Origin of the sequence: Halococcus sediminicola (assembly GCF_000755245.1) — an archaeon.
GTDB lineage: Archaea > Halobacteriota > Halobacteria > Halobacteriales > Halococcaceae > Halococcus > Halococcus sediminicola.
In genome coordinates this window covers 32,215-50,045 of sequence record NZ_BBMP01000027.1, presented here as the reverse complement: position 1 = coordinate 50,045, position 17,831 = coordinate 32,215, and the positions used below count along the sequence as shown (strand labels likewise).

Sequence of the window (17,831 nt, the reverse complement as noted above, 5' to 3'; positions counted from 1 at the left end):
TTAGACATAAAGATACACATTCATCAGTGGTCAGTAATTTCACGAACGATTAATTGAATACGTCCTCGCTCATGGTAGCTTTCGTGGTGAAATCACATGGGTAACGTAATCGTCTCGGAGTTCGTGTCGGTGGACGGCGTCATGGAAGACCCGGTTTGGACGTTCGAGTTCGACCGCGGAGACGACGGAGACGCGTTCAAACTCGACGAAGTGATGGCAAGCGACGCGCTGTTGCTGGGGCGAGTGACCTACGAGGGGTTCGCGGAGGCGTGGCCGGGCCAGACGGACGAAACGGGGTTCGCCGATAAGTTCAACAGTATGACCAAGTACGTCGTCTCGACGACCCTCGAGGAACCCCTCGAATGGAACAACTCGACGCTCATCGATGAAAACGTCGCGGACGAGGTCTCTACCCTGAAGCAGGAGCTGGACGGCGACATTCTGGTCAACGGCAGCGCACAGCTCGTCCAAACACTGATGGAACACGATCTGGTCGACGAGTACCGGCTCATGACTTTCCCCGTCATCTTAGGGAACGGGAAGCGCCTCTTCGAAGATCCGAGCGATACGACAGCGCTACAACTCGTGGATACGAAAACGGTCGGTTCGGACGTCCTCATCCTCACTTACCAGCCAGAGAGACAAGAAAACTAATCAGCAATCTCCCTCTTTCTACAGCGAATCAGCACTTGCTCTGTCAGTAGCCACTCCTTACTGAATACAGCCTCTCTATGCAGCACGCCGCTTCTGCCAGAAACTCGGCAGTTCGTGCAAACGTTGCTGCATAGACAGCGTGTATTTTGCAATTTCCGGCATTCAATGGCGAGATCTACTGTATGAAATCAAAATGGCGTTCTATCCGTTGGGAAACCTATAAAATCATGCGAGAGTCGCTTTTTATAGGCTTCCACAATTGTGCTCATCTCGTCTTTGCTGCAGCGAGGGCTACAAACGGTAAAATATCACGGTAGATGTATTGATGTAGATATGTGGTATAGAACAATTGATGGCACCAAGTGACCCCCCTTACTACTTCGAAGACTTCGACGTGGGAGAGACGTTTGAGTTCGGCAGCTACACAGTAACGGAAGAGGAGATTATTGAGTTCGCAGAACGGTATGATCCGCAACCATTCCATGTTGATGAGAGTGCAGCACAGGATTCTATCTTTGGGGAACTCATTGCAAGTGGATGGCATACAGCAGCGGTTTGCCAGCGGATGCTTGTCGATGGGATTATCACAGACATGGCTAGTGCGGGCGGGCGCGGCGTCAATGAACTCCGGTGGCACAAACCGGTCAGACCAGGAGACACGCTGTCCCTCCAGATGGAAATCATTGATAAACACTCTTCAGAGGGTGGTTCTGGGGTGGGACATATCCATGCGAAGCTTACCGGCTTCAACCAGAACGACGAGTCCGTCATCTCTTGGATACTCCTGGGGATGATTGAACGACAGAGGTCAACTCAATAGCTAAAAAACAAGAGATAGCAACAGAGGCCAGGTTCGAGATACACCCTCTGCGCCCCGCGCCACTCGGCAGCAACTCGGCAGTTCGGAAAACGCTGCTGAATACAAGCGCGAATGCATCACTAATCCGTATTCAAGCTAAAGAACAACTACGCCCGTTCCCGTAATGAGTTGCGAGCACTGCCCCCTCAAACCGTGAAGCCTCGATTACTGCGCCTTTTTGGCCTCTTCTGCTTTCGCTTCCAGAAGTTGCTGTATCTCCGTGGTCGGCACCGCTTGGTCGTATTTGATTTGGATGGTCTCTTTTCCGGTTTTGTAGCCTTTCTCTTCGAGCATTTTGCGGTCTTCACTCTGAAGTGCGTCTGCACCAATGCCAACGGTAGCGTGGTTCTTGAATGCGGTAAACCCAACGTGAGTTCCGTGAAATTCATAGAACGGAATGTTGTATTTTATTCCTTCCTCTGCCTCTGGAACAGTCGATTTGATTATTTCGCGGAATTCTTCAAGTGTCGGACGGGCCTCCCTCGCGGAATTAGCGATGTACGAATCAACGTCCTTTGGTTTTGATGATTCATCGTTACTTGGCATGGTCATTCCTCCACCTGATCGGCGAGTTTTTCGAGGGTACCTTCCCAGGCCTCCGCGACCCCGTATTCATCGGCAATATCCTCGGGGATGCCTTCTAAGCGGAGGGTCACCTTGGTCCCATCAGGAACTGTATCCAAGGTGACCGTGACAGTACTACGGTCATTATCTTCTTCTGATTCTTCGGTCCAAACTATCTTCTCGCCGCGTTTCAGCTCCTGGTAGGTGCCTTCGAACGTATGAGAGTATTGTTCCATCCCTTCTTCTCCAATGTTCTCGATTCTGAAGGACCCGCCTTCTTCGGATTCGACCTCCTGGACATCAGCGCGGAACCCTTCCGGAGGCGCCCACACCGCCATGTCGCCAGGAGTGAGAAATGCCTCGTAAACTCGTTCGGGTGACGCTTTGATCACGCGACTTGCGGTAATGCTTCGCTCTTCGTTTCTCATGTTCTCTTTCGCTGGCGAATTCCCTTCGTGGGGGTTGTCTGTCATTGGTTTTCGTTCTCCAGATGGTCGGCCAGTGCCGCTAACCGGTCTTCCCAGAAAACGCGGTACTGAGTCAACCACCCGAACGCCGCAGAAAGCGGTACGGCATCAAGGTGGCAGCGGCGAACAAGACCATCCTTCTCGACGTTGAGTAACCCAGCGTCCTCTAGCACGCGCAGGTGCTTGGATACAGCCGGCAGGGAAACGTCGTGAGGTTCGGCCAAGTTGCCCACACTCTCTGGACCGTCGGTCAACTGTTCGAGGATTGCCCGCCGTATCGGGTGAGAGAGCGCCTGGAAGACCGCGTCGAGCTTTAGGTCGTCTGGCTCCTGTTCAACCATCCGGTTGAGTATATGTGGCCCTACTATTTAACCCTATAGTTAAATAGTCCTCCAAAGCACAGCAAGACGGGCGTGATAATCAAATCGCAAAGGGGCGACCGTGTTTATCCATCGGAAATCTACAAAGAATGGTCTTGATGAATACAGCCTCTGTATCTTGCACGGCATTTCTGACAGCGGTCGGAGAGCACACAAAACAGAGTATGGATTCCATTGCTAATCCCAATATATCATTCTGCAGCGTGCAACGCAACGTGACTGGCAACCGAGCTCGACCTCTCATGAGGGGCGATTGGGGGATGTCTTCGGTGAATAGAGGAGAAGATTATTCAGATCATGATGTGTGAAGGTCAACTTCGGCCGATAATCTGGGAAGAAATACGCTTGAATAGTAGGCATCATCTGCGGTAGCTCGCCAAGAGAGCACGTCCAAGCTAAGGAGTCGCTTCAGCGACGAATGCCTTGACGATCCTGTTTTCGGCCCGTTGAAGCAATTTACTTGCCGATGATTTATTGATGTCAAATACATCTGCTAACTCGGCGAGCGTGCAGCGTCGAGAAGGCTCGTAGTACCCGCGTTCGACTGCTTCGGTGATGACCTGCCACTGGCGCTCCGTAAGGACCTCACTCGGATCATACGAGTGAGTCAGCGATACAATCTCATACGGAATCTCAACTACTGATAATCTATCCAAATACTCCGACAGCCGCTCCTGTGAAGCCGTCAACTGGGCAGAATACCACCCGTTTTGAAGGCTGACGGGATACTGTGGAACAGTTCCAGACGCTAACAGTACGCTGTACGACTCCGTCATCCGGCTCTTAAACTGAAATACCACCATCTGATCATCCTCATGGAGCACTTCGAACGAGGTCATCTCCGATACTTCTTCAAGATAGCTCACGAGTGTCTTGCTGTCCAGCGTCCGTACTTCGACAATTCCGAGCAAGCCTTCATCCATTGGAATCGTCGCTGATACGTTGAACGTCGTCTCTGGAAGTGTGGTTGAGAGATCGGCCAACCAGTCCTCCGCTGCCGCCGCGTTAAGCTTCAGTCGTAGATGAGCCATCTCGTGCTGGTATCTGCTTCGGTAGTATTTAAACACGGAAACCGGTTTCTGGATGAGGCTACGATAGTTCCCCGACTATCACAAGTACCCAAAATGAAACCGCAAGACGAAACTCGTGACCATCTTAATCGAGAGACTACAACGAGTTCCCCATCCAGTCTCGAAGGAACCACTGCAATCGTAACGGGGGCCTCAAGTGGAATCGGGGAAATAATCGCCGAGCGATTCGCCGCTGATGGAGCCAACGTCGTGATCTGCTCTCGCGACCAGAAGAACGTCGATGCCGTCGCCAAGCGAATCGAGGAATCAGGCGGCACAGCACTCGCTGTCGAATGTGACGTGACCGACCGCGAAGCGGTGGAGGCCCTCGTCACCGCAACTGTTGAAGAATTCGGTACCGTAGATGTGCTGGTAAACAATGCCGGCACGAGGTTCATGACCGACTTCGATGTCATCTCAGAAGACGAGTGGAAGACGGTCATCGATGTCAATCTCCACGGAACGTATCACTGTACACAGGCCGCTGGCAAGTACCTCAAGGAGGGCGGTGGAACAGTAATCAATATCGGTCTCTCTAGCGCCGCAAGTCAGCGGGGAACGCCGCATCTGAGCCACTACAGCGCCGCAAAGGCAGCCGTAATCAATCTCACGACGACGCTCGCTTACGAGTGGGCGGGCGACGATGTCCGGGTTAACTGCATCGCACCAGGATTCGTCGCGACGCCAGCTATCGAATCGGGATTGGGAATCTCCGCGGCCGATATCGACCGTAACGACGTCGAACGCTGGATCGCTCTCCCAATAGAGATCGCCGATATCGCACAGCTTCTCGCCAGTCCCGCCTCGTCGCACATCGTCGGGGAGACAATCACCGTGGATGGTGTTCCTCGAATAGAGGAAATGCCCGAACGCTGACCGTTCATCGACGTGCTTTGTCGGTGTTTGGTTTCCTCCGTTGACTGACGTATTTTCGAACCGCTACCTTGAGCCCAGCTTGTTCTGTACACAGATTTTCACAATACTGACTCTGTTGAAACCCGCAGTAACTGATAGGAATGGTATGCTGGCACTGTCTAGTTACTTGACTTCGCACGTTGTGAATCCGACAGATTAGCGATAAGCGAGTGATTCTGCCGTGAGAGTAATGCGGCTGAAGTGTGTTCTTACCGGTAGAGAAGGGCGTCACAGGACACGCCAGGGCCAGCATCCACGTCTGGTGGTTCCTGCCTGAGGGCAGGACGCGCACCTTCCATGCAAGCCAAGTGAACCGCTACCATGTCCTGAGACGCCCAATTCTCCGTACGCAGGCGATCCGCTTAGCGGCATCGCTCCTCTGAGTTTGCTGTCAGTCAGCAAACGTGCGAAGTCAAGTAACTAGACAGCGCCCAACGAAGGACACTATAAGTCCGTATAAGAGGTGTTTACATCGTTGCTTGCAAGAAGTCTGACGGCCGAAAAGTAACCGTCCAGGCTCTGTAATGAAGTCTCAGTACCTCACAAAGCTCGCCAGCTGACTGGTTTTGAGATGTGAGATCGGTACCGAGCAACTGCTAAGGAAAGCGGTTCGACACCGAGAGTATCGTGCCTGTCGCAGTCGGCGGCGGAACGCCGCCGACGCGACGGTGTTGCCACTCGCCGGGCGGGCTTCCCGGTCGGTGGATTAGCGTCTGAAGCGGTCGTCTGGTGGCTTGTTTGCGGGGACGGCGCGATGCACCGCGAGCGCCGTCTCCACTGCTCGACGTACCATTCCGAGGAACTCGTCGAATCGCCACGGCCAGAGGCGTCGCGCGCCTCGGCGCGGCGACGCCACGTACTCCCAGTGCAGATACCGCCACGCATTCTGGAGAAGGAAGCTGATCAGCACGTACAGAAAACGCACCGCTGGATTCTGTGTCGTCGTATTCGCAATGCTTCGTTCGGAAAAATGGTAGGTCGATATCGATCTCCTCGTCAAGGGTGTTGACGAGGAAGTTAAGCACCTGCTCTTCTGTGAGTTCGTTGGCTGCTTGGTCCGGTCGCATCAACCGACCAAGCAGCCCGTTTACCTAACCCGCTTTGTGAGGTACTGAGTCTAGCCGCTATTGCTAGAAATATACGATCATCGAGGCTACGGTTGGATCAGTAGCGCCGATAGCAAGGCGGAACTATACAGACCGATACCATAGACTGTGTGGGCGGCAATGCTTTTTAGGCGAGCAACGTTCGGATTCGGGGTTTTCGAAGCGGCGATGCCAATACCCATTCCTGGCTGCATTATGAGGAAGGGGGCGACCAAAGTGGCGAGACCGACAATCAATGCTGGTAGCAAGGTTGGATGACGTGCCCAGTCCAGCCCCCATATCGCTAGTAAGATACCTGCCCAAGTAATACCGATTACATAGTGAGCGCTCCATCCGATAATGCGCTCGCCAGGAATAGGAGAGGACTCTCTAATGTTGTTGTGCATGAAGCTCCCGTGTGAGAAGTGACCAAACCAACGGCCAACCATTCTGTTATCTAGTGATGAAATTCCAAAAGCATGTTTTAGAAACAAAGCCCAGATGTCCATTATGACAGTGGCACCGACTCCTATCAAAGCTACACGTATAACGAGTTCTAATTCTTCGTTCATTTGTATTATGTTTTTCTCTAAGACAGAAATAGTCGGATGATCTGAAGCTCACGGGAGGTTGGTACATCCGGTTCAAAGGCAAATGTGGACACCACTAGTCCGCTCGCATCAGTGTATCGACCCTTGCCATCTTCAATCCGCCATATTACGGCACCTTGAAGTGTTCCCTCCTGTGCGCTCGGCTCCATTTAACAGTCTGACTTTGGTCGTGGTCTCATAGCTTATCCTGCCTGCACCGAGGCGATTTCCGAGCCACCGAGAGCAATTAAGATGGATTCAAACCCAATCTGTGATGCTGTGAGCCACAAACTATACTTCCTAGCTCTTCCCTTCAAATCACATCATGAAACTCAGTCATCAAGTGATCCTGGGTGGGTACATTCGTCGGATCACATCGTCTCAATTTGAGGGTGGTACGCTGACAACCGTGCTCGCAACAACTGATCTCGATTTGCGAGGGTCGGAGGTGGCAACGCCGCCGGTAGTGCTGAATGTACGAACAGTCTTTGCCGAGATCGACATCACCGTGCCTGACGACTGGCAGATCAATACCAAAATAACAGCCCCACTAGCGGAATTCAAGGACCTCCGGAGGACTCGTCCGACACCCAACGAAGCGCAGAATGAGTCAGACCTCACCCTCACTGGGTTTACAACGTTAGCTGAGGTCACACTCAGAAACTGATCAGCGAGAACATCTCGATTATCCCTGTCAACAATCACTTGGTCGCTGACAGGGGCATCTTGGTAGGTAAGAGGGCACGATCAAGCTACGCAGGACTGTCGATTACAGCTCGCCCGCGAGTTCCGCCTGCGTGATGATGAGTGTCGCGTTCTCCTCGGTCCACTCCTCGCCGCGTTCGTCGGCTATCTCGTCGATGACCGCCTGCTCGGCGGCCGTGTGGTCGTCGGTTATCGGTTGCGGTCAATCCACCGGCAGAACTCATCGAAGTCGTTCATCCCAGCGTCATCGCCGATAGAACGGAGCGTCCCCGTCGGCACTCGGTCATGGAGCGGGACGCTCACCGTTCGGTCGGGCGTATCGTGGTCCGCCGGCGCGCTCCATTTCAGAATCGCGTGGTCGCCGGTCGTCCGTACCCAGTCGAAGTTCCCGCTGTTGGCAAGCACTTTTGCGACCTCGAAGCCGCTGAAATCCCGTGTAACCATTCGTACTCTCACCAACTCTCCGCCGGGGAGTAGTTCTGGCGAGAGCGCGTGCGTGCGCGGGTGCGCTTCATTTGAGCACGTCGGGGAGCTCGCCCTCGCCCTCACCGCGACGGCGGTTCTCCTCTGGGTCGATTCCGACCTCTCGAAGTTCCTCGTCGGTCGGCGGACGGCCACCATCACCCTCGACGGCGTCGATAACTTCATCGAGCGCGTCGAGCGCGTCATGACGGGTATCGCCGATAGCAGTCAGCCCGCGGCTATCATCGTGAGCGGTCCATCGTCCGTCCTCCTCCTCGGTGAGCGTTATCCGCTGGCGGTCACCGTTGGGTCGTCGGTCAGTCTCGGCGCTCATGCTGTCACCTCTTGGTCCTGTCCATCGTCTGGCTCGCTACTGGCGGGCCACCAGACAACGACTGCGCCGCGGACATTACGGCGCTCAACATCGCCACGGTCGGCTAACTCAGTGAGTTTCAGGCGCGCCGCCTCGGGGCTACAATCGAGCGCGTCGGCGACGTCCCCGGTCGCCATGAACGGGTCGTCGGCGTCGGCGAGCACGGCGAGCACGCGCTCGGGCGTCACCGTCTCGACGTACCGCCCCTGCTGGTTGCGCTTCCTCTCCGGTCGAGTCATGCCTCTCCTACACTGACGGCGGTGATAAGCCTATTGGGGTGGTCCCAAAGGGAACCTTCATCTCCTTTGGGAGTATAGCAATAGGCAGAAACAGACGGCGTCCTCGGGTGTGTTCTTCGGAGAACGCGCCGGGTGCTTGTAACATCCGACGCCGGCTGTCTCATGAACGCAACAGCCATGTCGACCCAAACGACGACAGCAGAAAGTGGTATTGGTCAACGAACAATCGAGAGCGGGCGGTTCGTGCGCGCGACGACCGAGCGCATGAACGTCCAGTTCGCCGCGCCGGGTATCGCCGACGTCAGCCACGACGGCGAGACCTACCGCGTCGAGCTTGAGTCCGGCGCGTGCGAGTGCCGTGACTACGAGTTTCGAGGCGAGCGACTCGTCTGCAAACACGCCATTCGCGCGTGTCTCGCCGTTCTGTTCGACGGCGAGCAGCGGTCGACCGCTCTCGTTGCGGAGGTGGCCCGGCATGCCCGTGAGCACGGGTGCGCTCACGGCGTTCGCGGGTGCGCCGGCCCGACGGCCATCGGGTCGCGTGGCTATCCGTGCCCCGACTGCGTCCGGGCGATCGATATCGAGTACAGGGTCGAAGACCGTATCGAAAAGCACAGCGAGGACGTTCAACTCAAGCGCTCGATCTTAGACGAGACGTACAACCGCTGGACACAGGTTGAACGAACGAATGATGCGGTCAAGAACTGCGGCCTCGGGCCTGTTCGTGCTCGAGGCCGCGTCCATGCACGGGCGCAGGTATTCCTCGCGTTGTGTCTCCGAGTGGTCGTCATAATCACCAACGACGAACGAGGAGACAACCCGGGCCGCGAAATTCTCACGGCATGAGACGGATTCTATGACACGCTCCTACGGATACGGCTGCTGTCTAGTGACCGCCGCCCATAACATTCCAGTCGCAGCCACGTTCACACCCGCGAAGAAGGTCGATCAGGAGACGGGCATGCGCGTCACCAGTGACGCGCTCGCCGTCAAGAAACCGATCTGGATGCTGGGTGATGCGGAATTCGATATGCTCGACTGGCACGACCGCCTGCTGGAGCAGGGGTCGTGCCGGTTGTCCCGTACAACCAACGCTACTGATCCGCCCGATATCGAATACCGTGTTGAGGATACGATTGCAGTTACAGAGGAGCGATTAGAGGAGGCCTACCGGAAGCGGTCGCGGATCGAGACAGCGATTGGTGTCTGCAAGGACCTCGGCCTCGGACCCGTGGGGTCCCGAGGCCGAGTCAGAGTCGAATCTCACGTCTTCTTGGCGTTGTGTCTTCGGCTCGCTGTTGCACTCACGAATCACGAACGAGACAACGATATCGCCAGTCCAACCATCACCCTATGAGAACCATTCTGCGCCACCGCCTGAGGTGTGAACTACTGAGACTGTACCTAGCGAGATCGTTCTTCGTGAACGCCCAATTGAAATGAGTCAATAGCATCTGTTTCCAATACGAAATGATTGTCCAGTTATCTAATCTTAAGTGACATCCTTAAACAACAAATCTCTCTGGCTGCATATTGAAGAAGGCTGTTTCATAACCTTCGTGACGAGCAATTTGGGGAGGAGCATCGATCGTGATTTCTATCGTGTCCTCAGATTTAATTTCTTTTATATTCCTCCCGTAGTGGTAACTGAGATTTGGGGATACCGTCGTCGAAAGTGATTCGTTGAATAATACGTTGCCGTCCCGTATGCCTTGAGCGGTGAGGGACATGCCAGGTAGTACATACCGATTGTAGGGTGTTCGAGCCGATACTGCGAGATATGTACTCTCACCTTTGCCCTGTTTGTTTTCTAAAAGCGAAACGACGAATGCCGCATCTCCCGTAGTAAAGTCATGTACAACTTTACCAGGTAAGTTCTGCCATTTCGGGGCATATGTGATCGGCACGTGATTCATTTTCGTTGGGTTGGCTGCTCCTGGTTGGATTGATTTTGATTTCGGGCCTGTGGAGGCGATCTCGCTTAATTTTCGTGTTCTGTATACAAATTCGAAATCGAAACGCCGTTTGTTACCAAAATTGGGTTTGTGGGGTGCGGTTGCATTCTTTTGTGGCGGTGTAACATCTACAGTAATCGAGTATTGGCCCTCCCCAGAAAGTGGAATGTTATCGCCTGCATGAAAACCCATATTTTGCGAAAGCATTGGCCAGAGAGTGACCGTCTCTTTGGCTTCGCCATCTCTGCTAATATGTACAGTAGGGTTAGTGTCTGAGAGAGGGGTTCCTGTTCGCACATACCAGACAGCAACCATCAGATGAATTGAGTCGGTCTTTTTAACGCTCACTTTTTCCCGCTCGTTTCCTGTTACGGTCCAAAAACGATGAGGAGAACTGTACAGAAGAGCGCATTTGTATTTGGGTCGAGTAGTTGTTTCACCTTTTTTTCCTGGGCGGCTTACGCCAATTGACTTCATCCCCTGTATATGTGAAGGGTAATACACTGTATCAGGACGGTTTTCCGGCAGAGGCGGTTCACAGGCGACTGGTGTACCTGAGGCACCAATGTAACCAGCAGAAATGGCCGCTCCTGCTGTGAGGGTTCCTAATCCAGCGTGCAGAAATGTACGTCGTTTCATGATCTGATCGTCCGAATTACTAGTATGATTAGTAGCCAATGAGTTAATCCGATTGCTTGTACATGCAGACTTGGTGTTTAATTCTGTCACGGAATACCTTTGAGTGGGATGAAACGCGAAAGCAACACCGTAAGTCAACAGCAATCAATTGGAGGGGTGACGCGGCGAGCACTCCTTGCAGCGGGTATACTTGGATTCGGTTTCAGTGGGTTGATCGATGTGCTTGTGCTTCATCTCGTTTTCCAATGGCATCATCTACTTTCCGGGATCTATCCAATGTATACACTGGAGGGACTACAGACGAACATCGTGGCCGATGGAGTGTTCTCTATTGCTATGCTGGTTATTATGTGTATTGGTGGTGGGCTTCTCTGGCAGTCCGAGCGCCGTCACACACATCAGTTGGCTGTACGTCCTTTAGCTGGCGCGGGAATCATCGGATTAGGGGGTTTTGATTTGTATGATGCAATCGTTGACCATGCCATTCTGGGTATTCATCAGCCTTTCTCAGGTGCAGGACGACCATTGGGAATCGGAGGACAGTATAACATACACTGGACAGTGGTCAGCCTTCTGTTCATCGGTGCTGGTTATTATATATACAGGACCGCATCGAGACCTCAGAAAGAAAAACCGGGTGAGGCCTGAGTGATGATCGAGTTCACTTTCCTGCTGACCCATGTAACGAGCGTTTTGCGTCCGATCGTACCCCTATCTTGTTATGCAAAATCTACACCAGTGCCACATTGGCTAGTACTGATCGTGATTGTTCTCGGACTTGGAGCGATCATTTACGGAGGCGTAATAGCCAGCGATCGGTGTATTGAATACGTAAACGGACTTATTAGCTGAATGTCTTTGAGCGATTGAGTGTCGCTGTCTTCCAAATCCCAATTACATAATCGACGCGTAGAAGTTGAAACCAGTACTCTCAATGCATGGAGCGGTCTGGAACTGGGTTCGACGACTAATAACGGACGTGACCTACTAGTGCAGCCGAACGTACACGTGGCCATCTTCGATGAGTGGGGTGAAAAACGGTTTGCGATCCGTTGTGTCGCTGATATCAGTTCCAAACGGTCTCGTAGCCAGCGCCGCGGATAACACCGTCTGTAGTGATGATCGCGTCCGTGTCCTGTGATCGGTGACTACTGACGGTCAGGGCGTCGTGGATGCTGAACTCGTCCACCACCTGCGCGTACTCAACCAGTTCCGCGTCGTTGACTGGTGCAACAGCGATAGGTCCGTTTCCAACCAGCGCCTCTCGAGCATCCTCTGGCGTTCCTGTAAGGGTAATGCCTCGGATGTCTTGTCGCGGGAAACCGAGTACAGCACTTCAGCGAGCGCCGTGCTCGGTGCCTGGATGACCGTTTTCGCGGCTTCGGCTTCGGCGAAGATCTGGTCAGCCTTTCCTGGGAGCGCATCAACGAGGTAGACAAGGAGGGAGACGGCGTCGGCAGTGTACGTCGACATTCAGGCTTCCTCGTAGTTGTGATCTCGGCGCTTGCGGACGCGGTGCTCCAACTCCTCGGCAATTTCCTCACGCTTCCCCTCGGAGGTATCGTTGGGCACGAGCATCCCACGCCCACTGGTGCGAGTACGCTTTTTTACGACGATACCCTCATCTGTATCCGCCCAGACGACCTCGTCACCGGGCTCTAAGTCGTATTTTTCGCGAAGGTTCTTTGGGATCGTTGTCTGTCCCTTCTCCGTGACACGTGTAGATTTGCCCATACTCAGTAATACTCGTTGTATTACCTTAATCTTACGGGAGTAGGAATCGGCCTATTGGGTCTAAACTCGGCTAGGTCGATTCGTCATGTATAGCCCTGTATGAAATTTAGGATGTCAATTGATTCTAGCACCCATCGTGCATGAAGAAACCATCTGCCTGACTTCAGCTAAGCAATGGACAGAGTGATAATAACGATTCCCTGAAATCCGTTTTGGTAACTCAAGAGTTATTTTGCCACGCTGTCGCTAAAGTTTGGCGGATGGTTTTCTCATGCACAGATATGGTTGAAAACATCTCCGATTCTAAATTACACAGATGCCTGTGTATGACGAATCAAACTAGCCAACCTCTGATCAGATACGACGACTCGCGCCGATCCTGCATGAGCATCCGTGTCAGATCGTCCGCCGCATACCGCGTGTAGGAGAAGAATCCGGCATCGTCGCCGGTGACCGAGAATTCTAACACTTCCTCCAACTCCGACAGCACTTGACAGAACGCCTCGACATTGCCGCGGCCCTTGGCGAACATCGCGACGGTATCGTTGTCGAGGAGTTCCATGCGGTGGATGCCCGGTACTCCAGGCTGAGCTCGTTGACCCGCCGGTCGAGCCGGTTGAGCCCCCATCGTCGGGATAGGCCACGACCGTGACGTAGCGCATGCGCCAACGATGGGGTGTCGCTGCAAAAGTCGTACATATAAGCGTCCATGGATCGCCGGCAGCGCGCTCATCGTCCCCGAGCGAGGAGGGTTAACTGATGGATCTCGTAAAGACAATCGCAGAGACATTGGGCTTCGGTCCCAACGCCGGGATCAGGCGAGCGAATCCTCTCGGCACTCATCGGCGGGCTGCCGATCGTGAACATCATCCTCGTGGGGACGTCGAACATTCAACAGATGGTCAAACTTATCCCTGCCGTTTCGATATCCGTCATTGGTCTCCGTTCTTCAATCGCTCCTGCCGTCGTGAAGACGAGACTCCTGTAGGTTGCTTCAGTCGATATACTGATTGATTTCAGAATTGTGTGAACCGCTACAGACAGCAGACGTATCCAGTACGTGGATACCAGCGATCGTTTTATCCCATCGCCGATCGGGTACTACCAAGAGCATGACTACGTCGAACGACGAGAAGGTCATCGTCCTTACTGGCGCGAACAAGGGAATCGGTTACCACATGTTGACAGCCTTGACCGAAGAAGATCTTCGGATTGCCGCACTCGATATTACTGGCGACAACGTTCGTGACGTTCGAGACGATTATCCCAGCCAAGTTCGATACTACAAGTGCGATGTCGCTGACACCGATGACGTGGACACGACGGTGAGCAAAATCATCGACCAGTGGGGTCGAATCGATATCCTCGTCAACAATGCAGGGGTCGCCCGAGTCGCTTCATTTCAGGAGCGCTCACCGGCTGACACGCGTCGTGAGTTCGAGGTCAACTTCTTCGGCTATCAGCGACTGATTCGGGCGGTCCTCCCGCACATGCTGGAGCAGGGGACCGGTATTATCCACAACATGGGTTCTGGAACAGCGGACACCGGGCACCCTGGTCTGTCCGGGTATTCCGCGACCAAAGGTGCAATCAAGGCATTCGTCCGCTCACTTCAGCTCGAACTCCGACATACCGATGTCTCCTGCACGTTGATGATTCCGCCATCCACAAACACGCAGATGACCGCCGATATCGAGTACCCAGAATGGATGACGGTCGAAGCCGAAGAGATCGGCCGCAAACTGGTCACCAAGATCCATTCGACCCAGCCGGTGATCACGCCCGATAGGACAACGAGAATCGGTCTATCGCTTACCCGACGGTTTCCGTCCCTCTGGCGAAGAATGACGGCAGGGGTCATCAGAAACTCAGAATAATGACACAAGCGATCTGGTACCGAACTCCTGTGGACGCGCAAGAGACACACCCTAAACCCGTTAATCATAAGCGTCCATGGATCGCCGGGAGTGCGCTCATCACCCCCGGAAGGGGTAACTGCCATGTCTGACCGGCCGCCGACGAGCGTCCTCCTGCCGACGACGAGGTGGACAGACGCATGCGCGGAGCTGGCCGCCCAACTCGGGGACAGCGACGAGCTGTTGCTCATCCACGACCGTGAAGACGACCCCATCGCCGGGTGGGAAGATCACCCCGAAGGTGTTCGGATCGTCGACGCTGGTGAGCCGGAGGGTTGTTCGGGGAAGGCCAACGCCATCGTCGCCGGGATGGAGGCCGCGCGCCACGACCGCCTCGTCTGGACGGACGACGACTTCCACCATCCCCCGGACTGGCTGGCGACCTTCAGCGCGGATTATGCGGATCACGGGCCGGTGTCGGAGGTGCCGTACTTCGTCGGGCAGGACTCCCTGTCGGTGGTTCTCGAACCGCTGTACGCCTCGGCTGGCTCGCTGGGTCTCTACCTCGGTAATCAGATATGGGGCGGTGCGGTCATGTTCGAGCGAGACGACATCGACGAGGCCGCGTTTCTCGATGACCTTCGGCGGACCATCAGCGACGACGGACTCCTCATGGAGTACCTCCAAGTAACGACAGTCGGCCGGACGCGCATCGTCCCCATTGGGGGGGGGGACCATCCGCGAGGCGATCGAGCGCCCAGTCCGATGGACGCAGATTCTCCGGTGGCATTTCCCCGGTACCGTCGCCGGGATAAGTCTCGTCTCGTTACTCGTCCTTACCGGTGCGGTCCTGACCCCGCTCTATACGGCGGCAGTCCTGACGGTGCTGCACCTCGCAGTCAACGAGGTGCTAGGCGTCCGCCGGTGGACGGCCATGCTGGCCTATCCGGCGGTATTCGTGTTCGTGCCCCTCATTTTGTACGCGCTTGCCCGCCGAACGTTCGTCTGGAGCGGTCGGCGATACCGCTGGCGCGGGAAGTTCGACGTGACGGTTGTCGAGTAGCGACCCGTACGAGGGCAACCCATTTCCCGTCGCCGCGTGCCGTCAGCCCTCCGGCAGGGACGTTCCTCTCCTGACTGAGGTCGAGCAGCTACTTCTCTCATGCGCAGTACGTGTTGAGTCATGCCAATAATACAAACTTCACAGACGCCTGTGCATGAGAAATCCACCTGCCTGACTTCAGACGTCATTGACGACCTCTTCTAGGGGCGGTTCACGAGACCACGTCCAATATCAGTGTGGCCACGGCCAGCAGAAGGTACACGTGCTGCCCACTGACTGAGTAATCGCCAGCGCGCAAGTGGACGATGGCGGCACCGACAAAGTACACAACGAGGCCGACTGCGGCGGCCGTCCCAACCGATGGTATTGGTACGCCGATGCCGATCAGTAGACCGAGTGCGCCCGTCGCTTTCAGGATGCCCAGCATGGGCAGCCACGATTCCTCCACGTCTACCTTGGCCATGGATTCGAGGATGGCCTCAGGTGGGCGAAAGAAGCCTGCCGCCGAGATACCGACAGCGACGATAGTCAGAATACTGGCACCGATGTAGGCGGAGGACATGGTGAGTGCCATGATTTATTCCTGTACGTTTTGCACGGGCGTTCGTTCATCATGGTCCATCCCTGTCTCCGACTGAGCGATCGCGCACAAACCATCGGATTCGATTTCGAGCGGAATATTAACGAGGTTCGTGTAGTTTTGGAATGCATTCACCCACGTAATTTCGACGATCTCCCGATCGGTGAAATGCTTGCGGAGCTCTTCGAACGTGGCGTCGGAGACGTTCTTGTGGCGCGTGACTTCCTCCGCATACGCTAGCGCCGCGCGCTCCCGACCAGAAAAGAGCGGGCTCGTCTGATACTCTACGAGCGCGTTCATCTTCTCTATCCCGAGGTTCTCGCGGACTGCCTCCGACTGCGCAAGATCCACACAAAAGCCGCATCCGTTGATCTCCGAGGTGAGCGTCCCCACCATGAGCTTGAGTTCAGGTTCAAGCTGAATCCCATTCGCATGGAACTTCTGGAACTTGCGGTTAAGTCCTAGAGACCCCGGAATGCGCGCGGTCACGACCTTCAACGGGGTCATTACCTTGCCGAACTTCCGTCGCATCATCCAGTAGACTACCCGCATTTTGAGTCCACCGGGCTTCTCTATCGGCTCTAGTCTCGCACCCATATATCCACGTACGGGAGCACGGGTGATGGATGTTCACTGCAACATGTTCCATTCACCAGCCAGTTACATAAGCTACGAGCGGGGAACCGTGTTCCGAGCCGGTCGCTTCGGGGGAATGAACAGCGTAACCAGACCCTGGCGTCCTCTGTTGTGAGCTGTGGTTGGTCCCTGTTCAACCATCGATCTACTCGATTGGCTCTGCGAAGAACTTCTTGATGATCTTCTCTTCGGCGTTGTGGAGCACCCTACTCACCGTCGATTTGCCAACATCAAGTCCGGCCGCAAGATCGGTGAGCGAACACTCGCGTGGGCTGTCGTAGTAGCCGCGCTGGAGGGCTTCGATCATGAATCGGCGTTGGCGGTCGGTCAATAGATCGGTCGGCTGGGTCGATTGTGTGACTGAGACGACCTCATACGTGAAGCCAGCGTCCTCGAACTCGGCTTTGAGCCTCGATAGCCGCTCGTGTGAGGTCGTCAGGTCAAACGTTATCCATCCATCTCGGAGGGTGAGCGGAAATTGCACGAGGTTTCCGGAGGCCAAGACTGCGTGAATTGGTGGTGGAATGACCGGCATCTCATACTGGAGCAGAACGGACTGTTCGCCGGTGTGGAGCACGTCATAGGTGAGCGGAGCTTCATCGAAATAGCGAAGGACGGCCTGCTGATTCTCCGTTGGTGCCTCAAACGCGACGAAGAGTTCATCATCCATGGGGAAGGCAGCGAGTATCCGGAACTCCTGGTCAGGATGATCGGTTGAAAACTCGAACACGCCCCCCCGGGAGTTTGAACTTCAATCGGATGTGGGGCATCTACCTCTCCTTTCGATTCCCGGCCACTTCTACTTTGACACGACCATGATCTTCTGGATGTCACTGAACATGTGTTACTCCCAGACCACATTCTCGTGGATTTGGGTATCGATATCCGATTTCATCACTGCCGTGCTAGGGGACTGTGACAGGGGCTGTTCTGATTCACCGCACTTCTCGTTCCTTCTGAAGTCAGGTAGGTAGATTGCTCATGCACGACTTGGTTCGAAATCTA

23 protein-coding genes and 3 pseudogenes are annotated in these 17,831 nt (G+C 54.6%); 10 read left to right on the top strand and 16 right to left on the bottom strand.

Annotation, left to right across the window (positions count from 1 at the left end; translation table 11 throughout):
* Positions 1-96 precede the first annotated feature (96 nt).
* Together ACP97_RS18460 and ACP97_RS18455 are read left to right on the top strand one after the other, a co-directional pair.
* Positions 97-654 (top strand): dihydrofolate reductase family protein, encoded by a 558-nt coding sequence (locus ACP97_RS18460; protein ID WP_049999313.1) that lies wholly within the window; start codon positions 97-99, stop codon positions 652-654.
* 352 nt (positions 655-1,006) lie between these two features.
* Complete coding sequence (locus ACP97_RS18455) at positions 1,007-1,474, top strand: MaoC family dehydratase (RefSeq protein WP_049999312.1); 468 nt, start codon at positions 1,007-1,009, stop codon at positions 1,472-1,474.
* A gap of 204 nt (positions 1,475-1,678) precedes the next feature.
* On the opposite strand, the gene ACP97_RS18450 is transcribed toward ACP97_RS18455, so the two are convergent.
* The 4 genes from ACP97_RS18450 to ACP97_RS18435 all read right to left on the bottom strand — a co-directional run bounded on the left by ACP97_RS18450 (position 1,679) and on the right by ACP97_RS18435 (position 3,955).
* Positions 1,679-2,059, bottom strand: coding sequence for an iron chaperone (locus ACP97_RS18450; protein ID WP_079977726.1), 381 nt, complete (start codon positions 2,057-2,059; stop codon positions 1,679-1,681).
* Positions 2,060-2,061: 2 nt separating this feature from the next.
* Positions 2,062-2,550, bottom strand: coding sequence for an SRPBCC domain-containing protein (locus ACP97_RS18445; RefSeq protein ID WP_079977722.1), 489 nt, complete (start codon positions 2,548-2,550; stop codon positions 2,062-2,064).
* Positions 2,547-2,885: an ArsR/SmtB family transcription factor gene (locus tag ACP97_RS18440; RefSeq protein ID WP_049999309.1), complete on the bottom strand. Its 339-nt coding sequence runs from the start codon at positions 2,883-2,885 to the stop codon at positions 2,547-2,549. Before ACP97_RS18440 ends, ACP97_RS18445 begins: the two co-directional genes overlap by 4 nt.
* A 434-nt stretch (positions 2,886-3,319) precedes the next feature.
* Positions 3,320-3,955 (bottom strand): helix-turn-helix domain-containing protein, encoded by a 636-nt coding sequence (locus tag ACP97_RS18435; RefSeq protein ID WP_049999308.1) that lies wholly within the window; start codon positions 3,953-3,955, stop codon positions 3,320-3,322.
* Positions 3,956-4,048: 93 nt separating this feature from the next.
* Here ACP97_RS18435 and ACP97_RS18430 point away from each other — a divergent pair, with 93 nt between their 5' ends.
* Complete coding sequence (locus ACP97_RS18430; RefSeq protein WP_049999307.1) at positions 4,049-4,870, top strand: SDR family NAD(P)-dependent oxidoreductase; 822 nt, start codon at positions 4,049-4,051, stop codon at positions 4,868-4,870.
* Between the two features lie 745 nt (positions 4,871-5,615).
* Here the strand turns inward: ACP97_RS18430 and ACP97_RS18425 are convergent.
* Together ACP97_RS18425 and ACP97_RS18420 are read right to left on the bottom strand one after the other, a co-directional pair.
* Positions 5,616-5,891: pseudogene (locus ACP97_RS18425) on the bottom strand (ISH3 family transposase); the annotation flags it as partial.
* A gap of 171 nt (positions 5,892-6,062) precedes the next feature.
* Entirely contained in the window at positions 6,063-6,566 is a 504-nt protein-coding gene (locus ACP97_RS18420) for a DUF2938 domain-containing protein (RefSeq protein WP_049999306.1), read from the bottom strand.
* Between the two features lie 466 nt (positions 6,567-7,032).
* Here ACP97_RS18420 and ACP97_RS21160 point away from each other — a divergent pair, with 466 nt between their 5' ends.
* On the top strand, positions 7,033-7,251 hold the full coding sequence (locus tag ACP97_RS21160) for a hypothetical protein (RefSeq protein WP_336884760.1): 219 nt from the start codon (positions 7,033-7,035) through the stop codon (positions 7,249-7,251).
* 227 nt (positions 7,252-7,478) lie between these two features.
* Here ACP97_RS21160 and ACP97_RS18410 read toward each other — a convergent pair whose 3' ends face one another.
* The 3 genes from ACP97_RS18410 to ACP97_RS18400 form a co-directional block, all read right to left on the bottom strand.
* Entirely contained in the window at positions 7,479-7,733 is a 255-nt protein-coding gene (locus ACP97_RS18410) for a type II toxin-antitoxin system HicA family toxin (protein WP_049999304.1), read from the bottom strand.
* A gap of 67 nt (positions 7,734-7,800) precedes the next feature.
* Complete coding sequence (locus tag ACP97_RS18405) at positions 7,801-8,085, bottom strand: type II toxin-antitoxin system HicB family antitoxin (RefSeq protein WP_049999303.1); 285 nt, start codon at positions 8,083-8,085, stop codon at positions 7,801-7,803.
* Positions 8,082-8,363: a helix-turn-helix domain-containing protein gene (locus tag ACP97_RS18400; protein WP_049999302.1), complete on the bottom strand. Its 282-nt coding sequence runs from the start codon at positions 8,361-8,363 to the stop codon at positions 8,082-8,084. Before ACP97_RS18400 ends, ACP97_RS18405 begins: the two co-directional genes overlap by 4 nt.
* Positions 8,364-8,525: 162 nt before the next feature.
* Here ACP97_RS18400 and ACP97_RS21155 point away from each other — a divergent pair.
* The 3 genes and pseudogenes from ACP97_RS21155 to ACP97_RS18390 all read left to right on the top strand — a co-directional run.
* Positions 8,526-8,774 (top strand): annotated as a pseudogene (locus ACP97_RS21155) (hypothetical protein); the annotation flags it as partial.
* Between the two features lie 54 nt (positions 8,775-8,828).
* A complete protein-coding gene (locus ACP97_RS20955) occupies positions 8,829-9,209 on the top strand; it encodes a transposase (RefSeq protein WP_336884762.1) in 381 nt (126 codons plus the stop codon).
* A 10-nt stretch (positions 9,210-9,219) separates the two neighbouring features.
* Positions 9,220-9,720 (top strand): transposase, encoded by a 501-nt coding sequence (locus tag ACP97_RS18390; RefSeq protein WP_079977721.1) that lies wholly within the window; start codon positions 9,220-9,222, stop codon positions 9,718-9,720.
* Positions 9,721-9,868: 148 nt separating this feature from the next.
* On the opposite strand, the gene ACP97_RS19460 is transcribed toward ACP97_RS18390, so the two are convergent.
* A complete protein-coding gene (locus tag ACP97_RS19460) occupies positions 9,869-10,957 on the bottom strand; it encodes an iron transporter (protein ID WP_079977720.1) in 1,089 nt (362 codons plus the stop codon).
* Between the two features lie 108 nt (positions 10,958-11,065).
* On the opposite strand from ACP97_RS19460, the gene ACP97_RS18385 reads away from it, so the two are divergent.
* Positions 11,066-11,605, top strand: coding sequence for a DUF2243 domain-containing protein (locus tag ACP97_RS18385; RefSeq protein WP_049999299.1), 540 nt, complete (start codon positions 11,066-11,068; stop codon positions 11,603-11,605).
* Between the two features lie 510 nt (positions 11,606-12,115).
* On the opposite strand, the gene ACP97_RS18380 is transcribed toward ACP97_RS18385, so the two are convergent.
* From ACP97_RS18380 to ACP97_RS18370, 3 genes are all read right to left on the bottom strand, one after another.
* Positions 12,116-12,430: a hypothetical protein gene (locus ACP97_RS18380; protein ID WP_237561243.1), complete on the bottom strand. Its 315-nt coding sequence runs from the start codon at positions 12,428-12,430 to the stop codon at positions 12,116-12,118.
* A complete protein-coding gene (locus ACP97_RS18375) occupies positions 12,431-12,691 on the bottom strand; it encodes an AbrB/MazE/SpoVT family DNA-binding domain-containing protein (RefSeq protein WP_049999298.1) in 261 nt (86 codons plus the stop codon).
* Positions 12,692-13,025: 334 nt separating this feature from the next.
* On the bottom strand, positions 13,026-13,253 hold the full coding sequence (locus tag ACP97_RS18370) for a hypothetical protein (RefSeq protein ID WP_202593664.1): 228 nt from the start codon (positions 13,251-13,253) through the stop codon (positions 13,026-13,028).
* A gap of 550 nt (positions 13,254-13,803) precedes the next feature.
* On the opposite strand from ACP97_RS18370, the gene ACP97_RS18365 reads away from it, so the two are divergent.
* Both ACP97_RS18365 and ACP97_RS21335 read left to right on the top strand, forming a co-directional pair.
* Complete coding sequence (locus ACP97_RS18365; RefSeq protein WP_079977719.1) at positions 13,804-14,568, top strand: SDR family NAD(P)-dependent oxidoreductase; 765 nt, start codon at positions 13,804-13,806, stop codon at positions 14,566-14,568.
* 123 nt (positions 14,569-14,691) lie between these two features.
* Positions 14,692-15,610, top strand: a pseudogene (locus tag ACP97_RS21335) (glycosyltransferase).
* A gap of 211 nt (positions 15,611-15,821) precedes the next feature.
* Here the strand turns inward: ACP97_RS21335 and ACP97_RS18355 are convergent.
* The 3 genes from ACP97_RS18355 to ACP97_RS18345 form a co-directional block, all read right to left on the bottom strand.
* Positions 15,822-16,184: a DoxX family protein gene (locus ACP97_RS18355; protein WP_202593663.1), complete on the bottom strand. Its 363-nt coding sequence runs from the start codon at positions 16,182-16,184 to the stop codon at positions 15,822-15,824.
* A 3-nt stretch (positions 16,185-16,187) separates the two neighbouring features.
* The gene (locus ACP97_RS18350) at positions 16,188-16,787 is read right to left on the bottom strand and encodes a carboxymuconolactone decarboxylase family protein (RefSeq protein WP_049999297.1); all 600 of its coding nucleotides are present in this window, start codon (positions 16,785-16,787) and stop codon (positions 16,188-16,190) included.
* A gap of 184 nt (positions 16,788-16,971) precedes the next feature.
* Positions 16,972-17,496, bottom strand: a complete 525-nt coding sequence (locus ACP97_RS18345; RefSeq protein ID WP_154020075.1) for a helix-turn-helix domain-containing protein — start codon at positions 17,494-17,496, stop codon at positions 16,972-16,974.
* Between the last annotated feature and the right edge of the window lie 335 nt (positions 17,497-17,831).